This window comes from Candidatus Corynebacterium faecigallinarum (genome assembly GCF_052264515.1).
GTDB classification, from domain to species: Bacteria; Actinomycetota; Actinomycetes; order Mycobacteriales; family Mycobacteriaceae; genus Corynebacterium; species Corynebacterium faecigallinarum.
Genome location: NZ_JBQQOC010000011.1, coordinates 15,575 through 32,621, shown reverse-complemented (window position 1 = coordinate 32,621; position 17,047 = coordinate 15,575). Strand labels below are relative to the sequence as shown.

General features: G+C 67.3%; 13 protein-coding genes and 1 pseudogene. 3 read left to right on the top strand and 11 right to left on the bottom strand.

What is annotated here, in order from left to right; genetic code table 11:
* Nucleotides 1-46 precede the first annotated feature (46 nt).
* The gene (locus ACTXPP_RS07540; protein ID WP_443341644.1) at nt 47-2,899 is read right to left on the bottom strand and encodes a valine--tRNA ligase; all 2,853 of its coding nucleotides are present in this window, start codon (nt 2,897-2,899) and stop codon (nt 47-49) included.
* A 136-nt stretch (nt 2,900-3,035) separates the two neighbouring features.
* Between ACTXPP_RS07540 and ACTXPP_RS07535 the strand changes: the two genes are divergently transcribed.
* Nucleotides 3,036-3,245, top strand: coding sequence for a hypothetical protein (locus ACTXPP_RS07535; protein ID WP_301494351.1), 210 nt, complete (start codon nt 3,036-3,038; stop codon nt 3,243-3,245).
* A gap of 12 nt (nt 3,246-3,257) precedes the next feature.
* Nucleotides 3,258-4,037 (top strand): annotated as a pseudogene (locus ACTXPP_RS07530) (MBL fold metallo-hydrolase); the annotation flags it as partial.
* Nucleotides 4,038-4,043: 6 nt separating this feature from the next.
* On the opposite strand, the gene ACTXPP_RS07525 reads toward ACTXPP_RS07530, so the two are convergent.
* From ACTXPP_RS07525 to mvk, 8 genes are all read right to left on the bottom strand, one after another.
* Nucleotides 4,044-5,669 carry a catalase gene (locus ACTXPP_RS07525; RefSeq protein ID WP_443341581.1) on the bottom strand — a complete coding sequence of 542 codons (1,626 nt, stop codon included), beginning with the start codon at nt 5,667-5,669 and terminating at the stop codon, nt 4,044-4,046.
* Nucleotides 5,670-5,872: 203 nt separating this feature from the next.
* Nucleotides 5,873-6,463, bottom strand: a complete 591-nt coding sequence (locus ACTXPP_RS07520; RefSeq protein WP_443341579.1) for a Fic/DOC family protein — start codon at nt 6,461-6,463, stop codon at nt 5,873-5,875.
* Between the two features lie 15 nt (nt 6,464-6,478).
* Nucleotides 6,479-6,700 (bottom strand): hypothetical protein, encoded by a 222-nt coding sequence (locus ACTXPP_RS07515; RefSeq protein ID WP_301494357.1) that lies wholly within the window; start codon nt 6,698-6,700, stop codon nt 6,479-6,481.
* Between the two features lie 68 nt (nt 6,701-6,768).
* Nucleotides 6,769-7,290: a metallophosphoesterase gene (locus ACTXPP_RS07510; RefSeq protein WP_443341578.1), complete on the bottom strand. Its 522-nt coding sequence runs from the start codon at nt 7,288-7,290 to the stop codon at nt 6,769-6,771.
* 633 nt (nt 7,291-7,923) lie between these two features.
* Entirely contained in the window at nt 7,924-9,084 is a 1,161-nt protein-coding gene (gene fni, locus ACTXPP_RS07505; protein ID WP_301496986.1) for a type 2 isopentenyl-diphosphate Delta-isomerase, read from the bottom strand.
* Between the two features lies 1 nt (nt 9,085).
* The gene (locus ACTXPP_RS07500) at nt 9,086-10,279 is read right to left on the bottom strand and encodes a phosphomevalonate kinase (RefSeq protein WP_301496984.1); all 1,194 of its coding nucleotides are present in this window, start codon (nt 10,277-10,279) and stop codon (nt 9,086-9,088) included.
* Entirely contained in the window at nt 10,276-11,289 is a 1,014-nt protein-coding gene (gene mvaD / locus ACTXPP_RS07495) for a diphosphomevalonate decarboxylase (RefSeq protein ID WP_301496982.1), read from the bottom strand. The genes ACTXPP_RS07500 and mvaD overlap by 4 nt, the downstream gene beginning before the upstream one ends.
* The gene (gene mvk, locus ACTXPP_RS07490; RefSeq protein WP_301496981.1) at nt 11,286-12,290 is read right to left on the bottom strand and encodes a mevalonate kinase; all 1,005 of its coding nucleotides are present in this window, start codon (nt 12,288-12,290) and stop codon (nt 11,286-11,288) included. Before mvk ends, mvaD begins: the two co-directional genes overlap by 4 nt.
* Nucleotides 12,291-12,598: 308 nt before the next feature.
* Between mvk and ACTXPP_RS07485 the strand changes: the two genes are divergently transcribed.
* A complete protein-coding gene (locus ACTXPP_RS07485) occupies nt 12,599-14,545 on the top strand; it encodes a solute carrier family 23 protein (RefSeq protein ID WP_301496979.1) in 1,947 nt (648 codons plus the stop codon).
* Between the two features lie 94 nt (nt 14,546-14,639).
* On the opposite strand, the gene ACTXPP_RS07480 is transcribed toward ACTXPP_RS07485, so the two are convergent.
* Both ACTXPP_RS07480 and ACTXPP_RS07475 read right to left on the bottom strand, forming a co-directional pair.
* Entirely contained in the window at nt 14,640-15,803 is a 1,164-nt protein-coding gene (locus ACTXPP_RS07480) for an alpha/beta hydrolase (protein WP_443341575.1), read from the bottom strand.
* 80 nt (nt 15,804-15,883) lie between these two features.
* A complete protein-coding gene (locus ACTXPP_RS07475; protein ID WP_301520330.1) occupies nt 15,884-16,894 on the bottom strand; it encodes a malate dehydrogenase in 1,011 nt (336 codons plus the stop codon).
* Nucleotides 16,895-17,047 lie beyond the last annotated feature (153 nt).

Here is a 17,047-nt window from a genome sequence, read left to right as displayed (position 1 = left end):
TCAATTTCCGGCTCCATGCCGGTCATGTCCTCCGGCTCGGTGTCGCTCATGCCAGTGCCTCCAGGCGGGCGGTGATGCGCTCGACCTCCTCCACGGCAACCTGGCGACGTGCGGTGATCTCCTGCACGACCTTCTCCGGGGCCTTGGCCAGGAAGTTCTCGTTGCCGAGCTTCTTGTCGGCGCGCTCGAGCTCCTTGTTCGCCTCGGCGAGGTCCTTCTCCAGACGCTTGCGCTCGGCGGCGACGTCCACGGTGCCGGAGGTGTCCAGCTCCACGGTGATGGTGGCGCTCGACAGACGCAGCTCGACAGCGGCGGTCGGGGTGAAGCCCTCCTCCGGTGCGGTGATCTTCACGATGGACCGCACAGCATCCTGCAGGCCGGTGAGGTCGGCGGCCTCGGCGTCGAAACGTCCCGGCACCTTCTGGGACGGCTTCACACCCTGGTCGGCGCGGAAGCGGCGGATCTCGGTGACCAGCTTCTCCACGTCGTTGAGGCGGCGCACGGCGTCGGTGTCTGTGTCGATCCCACCGTTGGTGTCGGCGGCGGTCGGCCAGTCGACGACGGCGAGGCTGGCCGGGTAGCCTTCGGTGCCCTCGGTCAGGGCGGTCCACAGGGTCTCGGTGACGAAGGGCATGGAGGGGTGCAGCAGGCGCAGGACGGTGTCCAGCACCCGGCCGAGCACCAGGCGGGTGTTCTCGCCCTGGGCGCGCTCGGACTCGGTGGCGGCGTCCCAGTCGCGCGGGATCTGCACCTTGGCGATCTCCAGGTACCAGTCGCAGAACTCGTTCCAGGCGAAGCGGTAGAGCGCCTCATTGGCGACGGCGAACTCGTAGCGGTCCAGATGGGTGTCGACCAGGACGCGCAGCTCCTCGAGCTTGTCGAGTATCCAGCGGTCGGCATCGGTGAGGTTCTCGCGGGCCGGGAATGCGTCGGTGTCGCCGTAGGGCAGCACGCGGGCACCGTTCATCAGCGCGAACTTCGTGGCGTTGAAGAGCTTGGTGGCGAAGTTCCGGGAGGACTGGGCGGAGTCCTCACCGACGGGCAGGTCGGTGCCGGGGTTCGCACCGCGGGCCAGGGTGAAACGCAGCGCGTCCGCGCCGTAGTCGCGGACCCAGTCCATCGGGTCGATACCGTTGCCCAGCGACTTGGACATCTTCCGGCCGTGCTCGTCGCGGACCAGGCCGTGCAGGAAGACGTCGGTGAAGGGCACCTGCGGGCGTCCTGCCCGCTGGTCCTTGGTGGTGCCGGGCTCGCCGGCATCGAGGGTGGAGCCCTCGATGGTGTCGGCGAAGGTGGCGAACATCATCATACGGGCGACCCAGAAGAACAGGATGTCGTAACCGGTGACCAGCACGGTGGTCGGGTAGAACTTGGCCAGTTCATCGGTGTTCTCCGGCCAGCCCATCGTGGAGAACGGCCATAGCGCGGAGCTGAACCAGGTGTCGAGCACGTCCTCCTCGCGGTGCCAGCCCTCCCCTGCCGGCGGCTCCTCGTCGGGGCCGCAGCAGACGATCTCGCCCTCGGGTCCGTACCAGATCGGGATGCGGTGGCCCCACCACAGCTGCCGGGAGATGCACCAGTCGTGCATGTCGTCGACCCAGTCGAACCAGCGCGGCTCCTGGGAGGCGGGGTGGATCACGGTGTCGCCTTCGCGCACCGCGTCGCCGGACATCTTCGCCAGCTCCTCGACCTTGACCCACCACTGCTCGGACAGGCGCGGCTCGATGGCCTCGCCGGAACGCTCGGAGTGGCCCACGGAGTGGACGTAGGGGAAGACGCGCTTGAGCACACGGCCCTGGGCCTCCAGGTCCAGGCGGATCTGCTCGCGGGCCTCGAAGCGGTCCATGCCGTCGTACCGGGTACCGGTGTTGGCGATGTGACCGGTCTCGTCGATGACCTCGGGCATCTCGAGGTTGTGGCGGCGCCCCATCTCGAAGTCGTTCGGGTCGTGCGCCGGGGTGATCTTCACCATGCCGGTGCCGAACTCCGGGTCAACGTAGTCGTCGGCGATGACGGTCATCGTCTGCCCTTCGATGAAGGGGTGCGGCAGTTCGGCACCGATGAGGTCGGTGTAACGCTCGTCCTCGGGGTGCACGGCGACGGCGACGTCGCCCAGCATGGTCTCCACTCGGGTGGTGGCGACGTCCGCGTGCGGGCCCTTTCCGTCGACGTCCCCGTAGCGCAGGGTGACCAGCTCACCCTCGTCGTCGGAGTAGACGACCTCGATGTCGGAGATAGCGGTGCACAGCACCGGGGACCAGTTGACCAGACGCTTCGCGCGGTAGATCAGACCGCGGTCGAAGAGCTCCTTGAAGATGGTCTGCACCGCACGGGAGAGCCCGTCGTCGAGGGTGAAGCGCTCGCGCTCCCAGTCGACGGAGTCACCGATGGCGCGCATCTGGTTCTGGATGACACCGCCGTACTTCTGCTTCCACTCCCACACCTTGGCGGTGAAGTCTTCACGGCCGTAGTCGAAGCGGTCCTTACCCTCGGTCTCCTTGAGCATCGCCTCGACCTTGGTCTGGGTGGCGATACCGGCGTGGTCGGAGCCGGGCAGCCACAGCACCTCGTAGCCCTGCATGCGCTTACGGCGGGCCATGGAGTCCATCAGCGTGTGGTCGAGGGCGTGGCCCATGTGCAGCTGGCCGGTGACGTTCGGCGGCGGCAGGACGATGGAGAAAGGCTTCTTGTCGCTGCTGGCGTCGGCGTGGAAGTAGCCGGCGTCGACCCAGCCCTGGTAGAGGGTGGATTCAACGTCGGTGGGGTTCCACTGCTTCGGCAGGCGGTCGGCCCGTTTGTTGGACGCAGGATCGGTCGTGGAACTGCTGGCGGAGGCGCTGGTGCTGGTCTGATCGGTCACGGTCACACAGTCTAGTCCAGTGCTCGGACACGAACCCAGACCGGTCGACGGTGTAGATGAGCTGGCACCTGACCCGACGCACGCGGTCCGCCTGACTCCGCGCCCACTGTCGCGACCGTGTCGAGGACATGTCGCCGGAGGTCATTTCTCCATGATTCTCCTTAGAGTGGGAAATATGACCTTCCGCACCGACGACGCCATGGTCGAGTTGCTCCCCGACGGCGCAGTCTGGGTCGAGAGAGACTTCCCGGACGCGAATATGTTGATCCTCCCCGGCGAGTCTCCTGCCGTCATGGACACTGGCTTCGTCGCGAGTGCTGACGCCACCGCCGCACTCGTGTCCGAACACCTCCCCCGCGTCGCCCGGGTGGCGAACACGCACTAACACTCCGATCATGTCGGAGGAAATGCCCGGTTCCAGCAGTCCGGCGCCGAGGTCTTCGGCGCCCATGGAGACGCCGATGCCCTCCGCCGCGCCGATCCCCACTGTTGTGTGGCGGAGTACCTGGACCAACCGGTCCCGGCGTACACGGTCGACCACGGCATCGGCGACGGTGATCGCGTCCTGCTCGGGGACACGGAATGGACTGTGGTCGAGGTCCCTGGCCATACTTCGGGACACCTCGCCTACTGGGCCCCTGATCACCGGGTACTCGTCGCCGGGGACACCCTGAGCAACTACGACATCGGCTGGGTCAACGTGATGCTCGACGGCCCCGGGATGCTGGAGACCGCGGCGACCTCCCTGTCACGACTGCAGCAGTTCGATGCCCGCGTCATCCTGCCCGGTCACGGACCTGCCGTCACCGACGTGACTGCAACAATGGACGCGGCGTTGCGGCGGATCAGGAAACAACAGGACCATCTCGATCTGGCGGTGGCCTACGGGGCGAAACGGATCCTCTCATTCGCCCTGATGCTGCGGGGAGGGATGAGCACCACGGAGCTGGAGGACTACATCACCCGGCAGGCGTGGGCACGTGATGCCGCTCAGCTACTGGGACAAGATACCGGAGAGTTCATCCGCAACCTCGTGGACCCGATGATGAGCAGTGGCGCCCTGATCGTGGGCGCCGGGATGGTCCGCCCTTCCACAGCAGCGGTTCCGGTGGATCCGGCTGTATTCGACCTTCCCTGGCCCCGGGACTGGATGCGTCAACGGTCAGGGGACGGATAGGAAAGCTCATCCCTTCATCTCGGTGTAGATCTCCCTGACCCGGTCGCGGAGGTTCTCGTCCACCCGGCCCCAGTACACCCAGCACTGCTGCTCGACCTCCTCCGAGACACCCTGCATCGCACCGGCGATATTGCCGGCCAGACGCTCGCGGGCGGCATCGTCGAGCACATCGCGCACCAAGGTGCCCGGTTGCACGAAATCATCGTCCTCCGGATGGCGGACGTACGCACCACGGGTCAGGTCACCGCCGTAGTTCTCGTCGAAGAGTCCCAGGTCGTCGGCGGTGCCCACCGCGGATTCGGCGCCGCGTCCGAAACCGTAGGACGACTCCCCGGCCGAAACCCCCTTCTCCACCACACCGGAACCGTCGTCGACATCAGCGGTGCCCTCAGCCCGCTCGTAGCGGTTCGGCGAGTACATCGGAGTCCCGGCGGCCGGGAACTGGTGGGTCGAGGCACCGTCCTTCATGGTGTAGGTGTTCTGCTCGACCACCGGGCTGTTCACCGGGATCTGCGGATAGTTGATCCCCAGCCGGTAGCGCTGGGTGTCCGCGTAGGCGAACGAGCGGGCCATCAGCATCTTGTCCGGGGAGAAGCCCACGCCCGGCACAATGTTGGACGGGGCGAACGCGGCCTGCTCGATCTGGGCGAAGAAGTTCTCCGGGTTGCGGTTCAGGGTGAAGTGCCCGACATCGATCAGCGGGTAGTCCTTCTGCGACCAGGTCTTCGTGAGGTCAAAGGGGTTGAACCGGTAGCTCTCAGCGTCCTGAAGCGGCATGATCTGCACCTTGACGTCCCACGTCGGGTAATCGCCACGCTCGATCGCCTCGAGGAGGTCCTGCCGTGAGTGGTCGAAATCGCCGGAGCCGACGACCTCGGATGCCTCGTCATCGGTGAAGAAGTCCCAGCCCTGGCGGGTCTTGAAGTGGTACTTCACCCAGAACCGCTCGCCGGCGGCGTTGATCCACTGGTAGGTGTGCGAACTGAACCCGTCCATGTGGCGGAAATCCTTCGGGATCCCGCGGTCCCCCATCAGGTAGGTGACCTGGTGGGCGGATTCGGGACTACGCGTCCAGAAGTCCCACTGCATGTCGGCGCTGCGCAGACCGTTGGTCAGCCGCTTCTGGGAACGGATGAAGTCCGGGAACTTCATGCCGTCGCGCACGAAGAACACCGGGGTGTTGTTGCCCACCAGGTCGTAGTTGCCCTCCCGGGTGTAGAACTTCAGCGAGAAGCCTCGGACGTCGCGCACCGTGTCGGGAAAGCCCTGCTCCCCGGCGACGGTGGAGAACCGCGCGAGCATCGGGGTCACCCGGCCGGGCTGGAACAGGTCGGCCTTGGTGTACTTCGACACGTCCTCGGTGATCGTCAGCTCCCCAAATGCACCGGACCCCTTGGCGTGGACATTGCGCTCCGGGATGCGCTCCCGGTTGAAGTGCGCATGCTTCTCCATCAGGTGGACGTCGGTCAGTGCGATGGGCCCCTGCTCGCCGACGGTCACCGAGTGTTCCTCAGTCGTCACGGGCGAACCGTTGAAGTTGGTGGAGTGCCCGGAATAGGGGCACATCCCCCGGGATGCGACCTCCTCGGCAGAGGGGTGGTCGGTGGTGTTGTGGTGGTTGTCGGTGGTCATGTCTTACCTCCAGTTTCTGCAGTGCGGACACAGCATCAGCGCTGTGTCACCGGCGGAGGTAGTCAGCCCCCGTCGTCACGACCCCAGGGTAGTCATTTTTCGGCCATCGTTGTGTCCCGCTACTGCCGCGGACGGTGATCCGGGTCGGTGATGCCTGCCAGGTATGCGGTGCCGCGGGGATGAGTGCGGCGGCGACGCGGTCGTCACGGATGCCTTCCGTGTCCGCCAGGGGTGCCGCTCTTTCCTGACGTGACTAGTCCTGGCTGCAGTGCCTGGGCGAGGTAGGACGCATCGACCGTCGCCGCCCCGACGTATCGGGCGGCGTGCACCTGCTCGGCGTTGATCCTGGTCCAGTCCAGAGACCACCTGGCGTTCCGGAGCAACTGGCCGAAGAAGTACCGCTGGGTCCGTGAGTCGCCGTCGCGGAACGGGTGGACCATGGTCAGCTCCGCCCAATGGTCAGCGACCGTGGCAAGGGCAGCGTCGATGTCCGTGACCGATGGAGGACGACGGGCAATGTCGCGGATGCCCCGGTCCAGTTCCCGGTCGACGAACTGTGCCCGGCACATCGCCATGCCCATGGCCCCGACTTCTGTGGTTCGAAGTTCTCCGGCCCACGGATAGATGTCCTGCATCAGGTAAGAATGGACGCCGACGAGGTCATCGCGGGTGAAGCTGGTCAGTGGTGCGGCGCGTTCCAGCTCAGCCAGCCGGCGTGCTGCGAGTTCCCCTCCCAGAATCTCGAGCTCCCGGTCATCGACTATTCCGAAGTAGTTCTCCGGTGCGTCCCCCATCGCGGTTTACCCTCTCTATGCGCTCGCGGCAATGCGTCGCCGAAGCTCTTGCGCCCGCGCAGAGTCCCCGAGACCGCGCTGTTCGAGTAGCTGTAGAGCGGACTGGTCCGCAGTGATCTCCCCACGCAAGATACGGCGCACCTCATGCTCGGTCTCCGCCGTCATCGGCTGCCCCGCCATGGTCATCGATGCAGCGACAGCGGCGACCTTCTGGTCCTCGGTCCTGTTCTCATCCATAACTGATCATTCTACCTGCTCATTCGGGGTCAGAGAAGGGGGAGGAAGGCCCGGAGACACCGGCCCGCTTAACCCCGGAACCGCACTGCCTGGGGCACCAGCTCCTCCAGGCTGAGGTTCACATGCTTGCGCCGCACCGGCACCGACGAGTGCGTGTGCCCGTGGACCGTGCAGTCGAACCCCTCACGTCCCGCCCACCGGGCCAACAGCGGTGTCTGATGTGGGTCAGGGACCGCGTCCTTCCCCGTCGCCCGGGGAATATGCGTCATCAGTACCTGCCAGCGTCCGATCCGGACCTGCAGGTCCAGGGCGATCACGTCGAAGATCTCCCGGTAGCGCGGCGTCCACTCCGCCACGGAATCCCACCCGAACATCGGGTGGACCCGGTCATGGTTGCCGGGGACCAGCCACATCGTGAGATTCTTCTGCGCCTTCAGCTCGGCGAGGCAGTCGAACGCACAGGCGTCCTCATGCACCGAAATATCTCCCAGGCACAGCAACGTGCCGCCGTCCGGCACCTCCCGCAGGTCGGAGACGGTCCGGAGAGTGTCGGTCGTAGAATGTAGCGTAATCGGAAAGTCTAGTACCAACCATCCCAGCCATCACCTTCTGGAGCGAGAGCAGCTCAGCGGACATCTTCTTGACGACCACGCAGGTCTGAGGAATGATCAACTCTAGGCGATCCACAATGGGGAGGGATCGCAACTCGCTTCGGGGGAAGGTACGGTATGTCCTATGACCACCATGAACCAGCACAGTCGCCAGACGACGCAGCCGGGGGAACACACCCCTCGTCGCATCCGGCGCGCGCAGATAGTGCCTCCGGACCAGGTGGTCCGGGAGGCATGGCAGGTCACCGGGAAGTCACTACGGACGGCGATGAACCAGCACCGCTCGACGCGGAGTTCATAGATCCGCGGACGGAGCAGCTGATCGGCCACAACGTCCTCGCAATGGCCAGAAGCTGACCACTACCCGAAGCCAGTGGGTTCCGCGGCTACGAACTGGTCAGCCCTGGGGGCTGCTGACAGGATCCTCCGGATGGCAGAACTCTCCGCAGAAGCCACCCGAGCGAACGCTGAGGCCACCCGGGCGGAAGCTGACGCAACACGAGCCGGTGCAGAGTCAGTACGGGAAGACGCCGCTGCGGTCTGGCCCGTCAACAGCTCTCGGTGGCGAGAGGCTCTACTTCCGCACGCCGAATGATGATGGGCGAAGACCGTCTATGAGCGCCGAGCCAGTGCCGCCAGGTCCACCCCGCGTAGCCGGGCAAACTCCGCAGTCGACCCGGTGACCAGCACATCCACCTTCTGCAGCTCTGCGACCGTCGAAGCTCCCAGCAACGTCATCAGGGTGCGGACCTGCTCGGTCCAGTCGTGCAGTTCCTCCACCAGGGCGTCGTAGCCGTTGGTGAGCAGGACGTTCAGGAAGTGGCCGGACACACCCACCGCCGAGGCACCGAGCGCCAGCGCACGGACCACGTCCAGCGGGGTTGACACCGCGCCGGAGGCCAGCATCTGCACCGGCGAACCCGAGGTGCGGACCAGCGGAGCGCCCTCAACCTGCAGGTCCAGCAGGCACTCCGCCGCCGTCTGACCCCAGCCGGAGAGGTACGCGTACTCCTGCTTTTCGCGGCGGCGGTTCTCGATGTCGATGAAGTTCGTGCCACCACGTCCACTGACGTCCACGGCCGCCACACCACGGGCGGCGACCTCGGCCACCGTGCGCGGAGACACCCCGAAGCCGACCTCCTTGACGACGACGGGCACGTCCACGCCCTCGACGATCTCACCGATGCGGTCCAGCCAGTGGGTGAAGTCCCGGTCGCCCTCCGGCATGACCAGTTCCTGCGCCGGGTTGACGTGGATCTGCAGCGCATCGGCATCAATGAGCTCCACCGCTGCACCGGCCTGTTCCACGGTCATCTCCGGGCTGATGTTCGACATCAGGAACGCCTCCGGCGCATTCTCGCGGACCACCTCGAAGGTCCCCGCCAGCGCAGGGTCGCGCAACGCCGGGCTCACCGAACCGGTCGCCATCGCCACCCCGGTCTGCGCCGCGGCACGGGCCAGGTCGGCATTGATCCGCCCGGTCTTCTCCGAACCGCCGGTCATCGCATTGATGTGGAAGGGCACCGCCCAGTCACGACCGCACACCACCGTGGAGGTGTCCACGGCATCCCGTGCGATCCCGGGGAAGGAGTGGTGCACGAAACGCACATCGTCCCACACGCCGGGGTGCCCCGCACCGGCGCCGGACGCAGCGGCAGCACGCTCGCCGCGCAGCCCCTGCGCCAGGTCGACGTGCTCGTCCTTGCGGTTTCCGGGGGCCGCGCCGGTGGCGGCCTGTGCCGTCACGTGGGCGCGGTCGCGCTCGATGCTCATCTCACTCCTTGTCTGACACGCCGTCGGACACAGCGTCCGGCTGGTGCACGTGCAGGTTCAGCATCCGGATATCGGCCCGCTCCCAGGTGGCGAGCAGATCATCGATGTCGGACACCGAACTCTCCGGGTCGATCAGCACGATACCGCAGTCCCCTCCGCCGGCACCGGAGGTCTTCGCCGCCCCACCGTGGGCCTCGGCCGTCTCGATCAGCTTGCGCAGCGTCGGGGTCTCGATCGTGGTCCCGGTGAGCTCCCCCAGTCCGCGCAGCAGGTCCCGGTTGCGTCGGATTGCGGCGAACACCCCGGTGCTGTCGTCCCGGTCGACCGCGTCGATGAAGTCCTCCACGCACTGACGGGACTGTTCCAGGAACCAGGCGTAGTCCCCGGGCCCCGGCGACCGTGCCTCATCCGCGTCAGTGGCCGTGCCTGTGCCCTGGCCCCCGGACACGTCGGCTCCCTCGGTGTTGGACTGCACATCGTCGACCAGCCGGGACGTCGAGGCCGGCGAACCGGTCCAGCCCACCAGCAGACGCAGGTGCGCCGGCGGGGTCAGCGGACGCACCGACAGCCCCGGCCACGGCGCAGCGATCAGTTCCAGCAGGTCCCGGCCCGGACGCTGCTGACGTGCCCATTGCCGGTCGAAGGAGGTGTAGGCGATCCAGCCGCCGAACATGGAGGCCGCCACGTCCCCACCGGAGCCGGACCGCTGCACCTCGATACTGGCCAGCAGGGCCAGCTTGAGCTGTTCCATCAGGCCGAGATCCAGCCGGTAGTGCTGGCACAGGGCGCGCACCGTCGCCACGGTGACGGCCGCCGAGGAGCCGAGGCCGAACTTGCGTCCGGAGTCGTCGTCCAGCTCGCTGGTGATGTCCAGGTCATAGACCTGCAGTTGAACCCCGAGGGCGACCGCGGCCTCCTCCACCACGCGCACGGCGGCCAGCACGAAGCTGAACTGGTCCTGGTCCGGTTCGATGACAATGGAGTTCGGGCTGTCGGCGGTGCCACGGCGGTACCACTCCAGGCGACTTCCGGCGTTCTGGTCGGTGGTGATGTGACCGGTGTCGGATGCCGCGGGGCTGACCCGCACGGTCAGGTAGCGGTCGACGGCGATGAGCACGGCAGGGTGGCCGGTCTCCACCACGGCGTACTCGCCGGCGATGTAGAGCTTTCCTGGGGCGCGGACCTCGGTGATCATCGGGTGACCACCATACCCTCGCCGGACCTGGCGATCACCGTGGACAGTCCCGGCACTGTGTCAGCCAGGTGGTTCTTCAGCCAGTCGTCGAGCTCCTCGACCTTGTCGGCGGTGGTGAGCACCTTGACGTTCGGACCGGCGTCCATCGTCGCCCATGCCGGCAGGCCGGCCTCACGGGCGGCCTTCACCGCGGCCAGGGCGGCCCGGCTGGCGTCGGTGAGGTAGTCCACCGGGGGCACGGCGGTCTGCATCGTGCGGTGCATGCCCGCGGCGTTACGCTCGGCGATCTCCCCCAGGGTCGCCAGGTCCCCGGCGGCGACGGCCTCCAGTGCGCCGGCGAGGTCGTTCTTGTGGCTCTCCACCCACGGCCAGTACTCCGGGGAGGTCTCCACCGTGTGGGCCATGCCGTCGCGGCTGGAGACGGACTTCTCGCCGGCGTTGAGCACCAGCACCACCATCGCCAGGGAGGACGCCAGGCCGGTGGGGTCGTCCACCGGTTCGGCGTAGGACGATTCGTCGTCGAACCCGGCATGCCACATCGCCAGGCCGCCGTAGATCGAGCGGGAGGCCGAGCCGGAGCCCCGGCGGGCCAGCCGGGAGAGCTCCCGGTCGTCCAGATCCAGGCCTGCGGCGGCCGCGGCGGCTCCGGCGAGGGCGGCGAAACCCGAGGCGGAGCTGGCCAGACCGGCGGCGGTGGGCACCGTGTTCACCGAAGTGACCTGGGCGGCGGCGGCGATCCCGGCGCGCTGGCGCACCAGGTCGAGCAGGGCGGTTATCCGGGCCATGGCTTTGCCGGTGACCGGCTCGCCGTCGAGGGTGGCGGTGTCAGTGCCCGGCTCCGCACCGAAGGTCACCGTCGTGGTGGTGTACAGCGCGTCGAGGGTCAGTGACAGGCTGGGGGTCACCGGCAGGATGAGCTCGGCATCGGCCTTGCCCCAGTACTTGATCAGCGCGATATTGGCGTGCGCGACCGCGGTGACCGACATGGCCGCCGGCGTGGAGTCAGTCACTTGGTGCCCTCCTGCGGGACGGCACTGCTGCTCGCACTGGTTGCGCTGGTCGCGCTGGTCGAGCCGCTGACCCGCTCGGGCACGTGCACCCAGGCTGCGGCCGCGCCGGCGTCCAGCAGGGCGTCCTCGATGCGCCGGGCCTGCTCGGCGGTCTCGGCCAGGGCGATCATGCACCCGCCGCGTCCGCCACCGGTGAGCTTGGCGCCCAGGGCCCCGGCATCCATTGCCGCGTCCACGAGCCGCTCCAGTGAGGGGTCACTGACCCCCAGCTCCTTCAGCAGGCCGTGTGACTCGGTCATGCGCCGGCCCACCGTCACGGTGTCACCGTCGCGCAGGGCCTCGACCACCTCCCCGGTGATCTCGCCGAGACGTTCCAGCGCCGTGTTGGTGGACTCCGGCTCGGCCTCCCGCCGGTCACGGACATGCGCCACCGCCTCGCGGGTCGCGCCCTCCACACCGGAGTCGGCGATGACGATCCACCCCTGCGGCACGACCTGCAACTCGGTGGACTCACCGTCCTGGAAGTACACGGGCACCTGTGAGGAGGTGGTCACCGCGTCCAACCCGGACGGCCGACCGTGCGCCACGGTCTCGGCCTCCTGGGTCATGTCGAAGAGCTCCGCCGGCGTCGCCGCGACGTCGAAGGCGTCGAGGACGGCACGGATCACCGCACCACCGGCGGCGGCGGAGGAACCGAGGCCACGCTCCGGCGGGAAGTTGGCATCCGTGGTGATCGTCAGCCCGGTACCGGGGTGTCCAGCGAAGCGGGCGGCGATCTCCGCGGCCTTGACGATGCTGGCGAAGCGCGCCGGAGCGTCCGACAACAACCCCGACCAGCCCAGACCGGTCAGCGTGCTGGGTCCGTCCACCGGCTCAACGCGGGCGGTCATGAACAGGCTGCGCAGCGGCAGAGCGATCGCGGGGAATCCGTAGACCACCGAATGCTCGCCGAAGAGGATGATCTTCGCCACGGTACGGCCGTGCCCGACATGTGGAGTCACATAAGCCTTTCTGCTGCAGAAGTGGAGAGAGCGTCAAGACGGAAGATTACAACGTGGACAGGTCCACACCGTAAACCACCGCACGTCACCGCAAGTCACTGTGGGGTCCTACGTCCCAAGCGTGCCACATCCGGTGGCCCGCCACCGGGATTCGTCGCCCCAATATCGCTGGGTCTGCCGCCCGCCAGCCGACCGCCATCCACCCGCCAGCCGACCTCCAGCCACATGCTGCCGCGATTCCGCTGTTCACCGGGTCGAGGCATACACTTACCCGGCAATCCCCTGACGTTTCCCCGTGAAGAGAGCCCATGAGCACGCCCACACCGGCCACGACCGCGGCCGCCTCCCAGAAACACCCGGTTGACCAAGTCCCGGCCCCCGGAAAACTGGCCGTCCTGTCCACCCAGCACGTCCTGGCGTTCTACGCCGGTGCGGTGATCGTCCCGCTGCTCATCGCCAGCGGCCTGGGGCTGGACGCCGAGACGACCATCCACCTGATCAACGCCGACCTGTTCACCTGTGGCATCGCCACCCTGATCCAGTCGGTCGGGTTCTGGAAGGTCGGTGTACGCCTGCCGATCATCCAGGGTGTGACAACCACCGCGGTCTCCCCGATCATCGCCATCGGCCTGGCCACCACCGGTGGCGAGGGTGGCACCGAGGCGCTGCCGGCGATCTACGGCTCGATCATCGTCGCCGGCCTGTTCACCTTCTTCGCCGCCCCCTACTTCGCGAAGTTCATCCGGTTCTTCCCGCCGGTGGTCATCGGCACCGTACTGACCACCATGGGCATCACCCTGCTGGGTGTCTCCGCCAACGACATCACCGGCTTCGCCGACGGCACCCCGGCCGCCAAGGACCTGGCCTACGCCGGTCTGACCCTGGCGGTCATCCTGCTGGCCCAGCGCTTCTTCAAGGGCTTCCTCGGCACCCTGGCCATCCTGATGGGTCTGGTCATCGGCACCGGTGTGGCGATGATCCTCGGCGACGCCGGGTTCAACGACGTGGGCTCCTCCGACTGGGTCGGCTTCACCACCCCGTTCTACTTCGGCGCCCCGGAGTTCGTGCTCACCGGCATCATCTCCATGGTCATCGTCATGCTGATCACCATGGTGGAGACCACCGGTGACGTCTTCGCCGCCGGTGAGATCGTGGGCAAGCGCATCACCAAGGGCCACATCGCCGCCGCCATCCGCGCCGACGGCCTGTCCACCACCCTCGGTGGCGTGCTGAACTCCTTCCCCTACACCTGCTTCGCGCAGAACGTCGGCCTGGTGCGCATGACCCGGGTGAAGTCCCGCTGGGTCGTCGCCGGGGCCGGCGTGATCATGATCGTCATCGGCCTGATCCCCAAGGCCGGCGCGGTCGTCGCCGCGATCCCCGGCCCGGTGCTGGGCGCGGCGTCGCTGGCCCTGTTCGCCAATGTCGCCCTGGTCGGTATCCAGACCCTCGGCAAGGCCGACCTGTCGGACAACCGCAATGCCGCGGTGATGACCATCTCCATCGGGCTGGGCATGCTGGTGGCCTTCAAACCGGACATCGCCCAGATCTTCCCCGAGTGGGCGCAGGTGTTCTTCGCCTCCGGCGTGACCACCGGCTCCATCGCCGCGATCCTGCTCAACCTGCTCTTCTTCCATGTCGGACGCCGCCCCTCCCCGGAGGTCACCCGGGACGCGGCCGGACGCGCCATCGCCCTGGACGACGTCAACGCCATGGACTCCGAGACCTTCGTCTCCACCTTCTCCCCACTGTTCAACGGGGTCAGCTGGCCGCTGGAGCGGGCCCACGCCGCCGGACCGTTCGGCAGTGTGCAGGAACTGCGTGACGCCGTGCAGGAGGCCGTGCTCACCGCCGACCGTGAGGAGCACACCGACCTGATCGGCAGCTACCCCTCGATGGCCGAGCTGTTGCTCGACGACAACACCGCCGACGAGCGGCTGTCCAGCTTCGCCGGGTCGGTGGCGCTGGAGGACCTGGACTCCATGGACGACGTGGAGCAGGAGCAGCTGCGCGAGCTCTCCACCAGTTACCAGGAACGCTTCGGTCTGCCGTTCGTGATGTGCCTGGGACGCCTGGACTCCCGCTCTCAGATCATCAGCGAAGGCGTGCGGCGCCTGGAGAACTCCCCGGCCCAGGAGCGGTTGCAGTTGCTGGGTGAGGTCGTGGAGATCGCCAACGACCGCTTCAACCACATGATCGCCGACGCCAGCCCGGTCGCCTCGGCGTGGAAGAGCAAGTTCAACCACCTGGATTAGGCAGCCGACCGCCTGCAGCGGGACAGGAAGGAACCCCGGGCGCCAGTGGGAGGGTCGCTGGCATCCGGGGTTTTCTGTGTGTGGGGGACGCGTCCTACGCGGAGCGCACCTGCGACACAGCTGTGGACACCGCGCTGACCGCCTGGTCCATGGCCTTGCGCGCTCCTCGCCACACCGCCACCGAGTTGGCGAAGGGGTGCACCAATCCCCGGTGGCGGACCATGGTCACCGGCACGCCAGCTTCCTTGAGCCGGGCCCCGTAGGCCTCCCCCTCGTCACGCAACGGGTCGAAACCGGCGACGGCGATATAGGCCGGTGCCAGGCCGGAGAGGTCGTCCGCCAACAGCGGGGACACCAGCGGGTCGGTCGGGTCGACAGGGGTACCGAGGGCACCACCGCGTCCCAGGTAGTGGTGCTCGTACCAGGAGATCTGCTCCTCGGTGAGGTAGAAGCCCAGTTCACCGAACTCGACCCGGCTGGCGCTCTTGTTCGCCAGGTCGGTGACCGGTACGAACAGCAGCTGCAGCAGCGGCTGGTCGCGGCCTTCGGCGCGCAGTCGCAGACAGGACGCGGCCGCCAGGTTGCCGCCCGCGGAGTCGCCGCCAACGATCAGCCTGGAGGTGTCCACCGGCACACCGATGACCCGCTCCACCTCCCCACCCCGGGTGGAGTCCTGTACGGCGGTGACCACCTCGAAGACATCGTCCAACGGAGTGGGGAACGGATGTTCGGGTGCCATCCGGTAGTCGACCGACACCACGGTGACCCGGCCGTCAGCGCACAGGCTACGGCAGGCGGCGTCGTGACTGTCGAGGGAGCCGGTGACCCAGCCACCACCGTGGGCGTAGATCAGCACCGGGCGCGGACCGAGGTCCTCATGTGGTGATGCGTGGTGGTAGACCCGAACCCCGATCCCGGCGATGGCGCTGTCGTGCACGTGAGCCACCGGAACGGTGCCGGCGGCGATGTAGGCCTCCTTCTCCACGATCTTGCGGGAGTGCACCGGGGGAACCTCGACGATGTCCAGGGAGCTGATGACCTTCAGTGCCAGCAGGGACGCCCGGACGTCGGCGTCGAGCAGGTCACCGTCCTTGTTGCGGACGGTGCCGAGTGCGCGAAGAACCGGTACGGGAATCTTGCTGAGTAGGCGTCCGCCGAAGGCGGTGGCCTTGTCAACGAAACCCGGTCGGTACACCCCGTTGCCGGGGTTGGTGATGTGGGATGCCGGAGAGGAGTGCGCTGGGATGTTGTTCGTCATGTGCCATAGGCTGCCATACCATGTGGCATATGTCACACACGGGGGTGAACTATTTCATGCGCGATAGCTCCCGGAGGTCGTCAGACCATTCCGGCATCCTTCACCGTCTCCCACTCAGTCTGCAGCTCCTCGACCGTAGCAGTCAGTCGTTCCTGCTGGTCATCGGACAGTTCCAGGCCCTGGACGATCTCCCATCGACCATCGACGCTGCGGCAGGGGAAGCTGCACACCACCCCCTCCGGGACTCCGTAGGAGCCATCGGACTCCAGTGCCACGGAGGTCCAGTCGCCCTCCGGAGTCCCGGCCACCCAGTCGCGCATGTGGTCCACCGCCGCCGATGCCGCCGACGCCGCCGACGACGATCCGCGCACCTCGATGATCTCGGCGCCACGGTTGGCGACCCGGGGGATGAACTCCCCGGCGACCCAGGGATTGTCCAACTGATCTGCGACCGGGGAACCGTCGAGCTGGAGCTCGGCGACATCCGGGAACTGAGTGGAGGAATGGTTGCCCCACACCGTCATCCGCGACAGCCGGGCCGGGGCGACATCGAGCTTCTGGCCGATCTGTGACAAGCCACGGTTGTGGTCCAACCGGGTCATGGCGGTGACCTGACCACGGGGCAGACCCGCGTGTGCGGCGAGGATCGCGGCATTGGTGTTCGCCGGATTGCCGACCACCAGCACCTTCACCCCTGGCGCGGCGTTCTCGGCGATGGCACGGCCCTGGGGACCGAAGATCCCCCCGTTGCCGATGAGCAGATCCGAGCGCTCCTCCCCCTTGCCACGCGGCTTGGCCCCGACCAGGAAGGCTGCGTCGGCACCGGCGAAACCCTCCGCCGCATCATCGGTGACCACGATCTCCCCGAGGTGCGGCAGGGCAGCGTCCGACAACTCCATCGCCACACCTTCGGCGGCGCGCCGGCCTGCGGGGATCTCCAGCAGGCGCAGGTTCACCCGGCGGTCGCCGAAGACGTTGCCGGCGGCGATGCGGAAGAGCAGGGAATAGGCGATCTGCCCGGCCGCGCCGGTGACCGTGACCGTGACCGGGCTGGCGCCTGCGGTGTCGGCGTTGGCGGTACTGGTGTTCATGGGGATTGCTCCATCATCTGTGTCGTCGGTTCAGGGTCGACCCGCACCCGTGTCCCACTATGGTGGAGGTCACACAGGTGCTTCTGTCCCCAACCTAGCGAAAAGGAGCCTGGTGGCGTGTTCGCGACCGTCCCGGACAACCCCCGGTGACCC

Bases quoted from the DNA above. Each gene is read 5' to 3' on its own strand.
- ACTXPP_RS07500 (WP_301496984.1), bottom strand. From the start codon at position 10,279: ATGATCACCGAGGTCCGCGCCCCAGGAAAGCTCTACATCGCCGGCGAG.
- ACTXPP_RS07485 (WP_301496979.1), top strand. From the start codon at position 12,599: ATGAGCACGCCCACACCGGCCACGACCGCGGCCGCCTCCCAGAAACAC.
- ACTXPP_RS07480 (WP_443341575.1), bottom strand. From the start codon at position 15,803: ATGACGAACAACATCCCAGCGCACTCCTCTCCGGCATCCCACATCACC.
- ACTXPP_RS07515 (WP_301494357.1), bottom strand. From the start codon at position 6,700: ATGGATGAGAACAGGACCGAGGACCAGAAGGTCGCCGCTGTCGCTGCA.
- ACTXPP_RS07475 (WP_301520330.1), bottom strand. From the start codon at position 16,894: ATGAACACCAGTACCGCCAACGCCGACACCGCAGGCGCCAGCCCGGTC.
- fni (WP_301496986.1), bottom strand. From the start codon at position 9,084: ATGAGCATCGAGCGCGACCGCGCCCACGTGACGGCACAGGCCGCCACC.
- ACTXPP_RS07525 (WP_443341581.1), bottom strand. From the start codon at position 5,669: ATGACCACCGACAACCACCACAACACCACCGACCACCCCTCTGCCGAG.
- ACTXPP_RS07520 (WP_443341579.1), bottom strand. From the start codon at position 6,463: ATGGGGGACGCACCGGAGAACTACTTCGGAATAGTCGATGACCGGGAG.
- ACTXPP_RS07535 (WP_301494351.1), top strand. From the start codon at position 3,036: ATGACCTTCCGCACCGACGACGCCATGGTCGAGTTGCTCCCCGACGGC.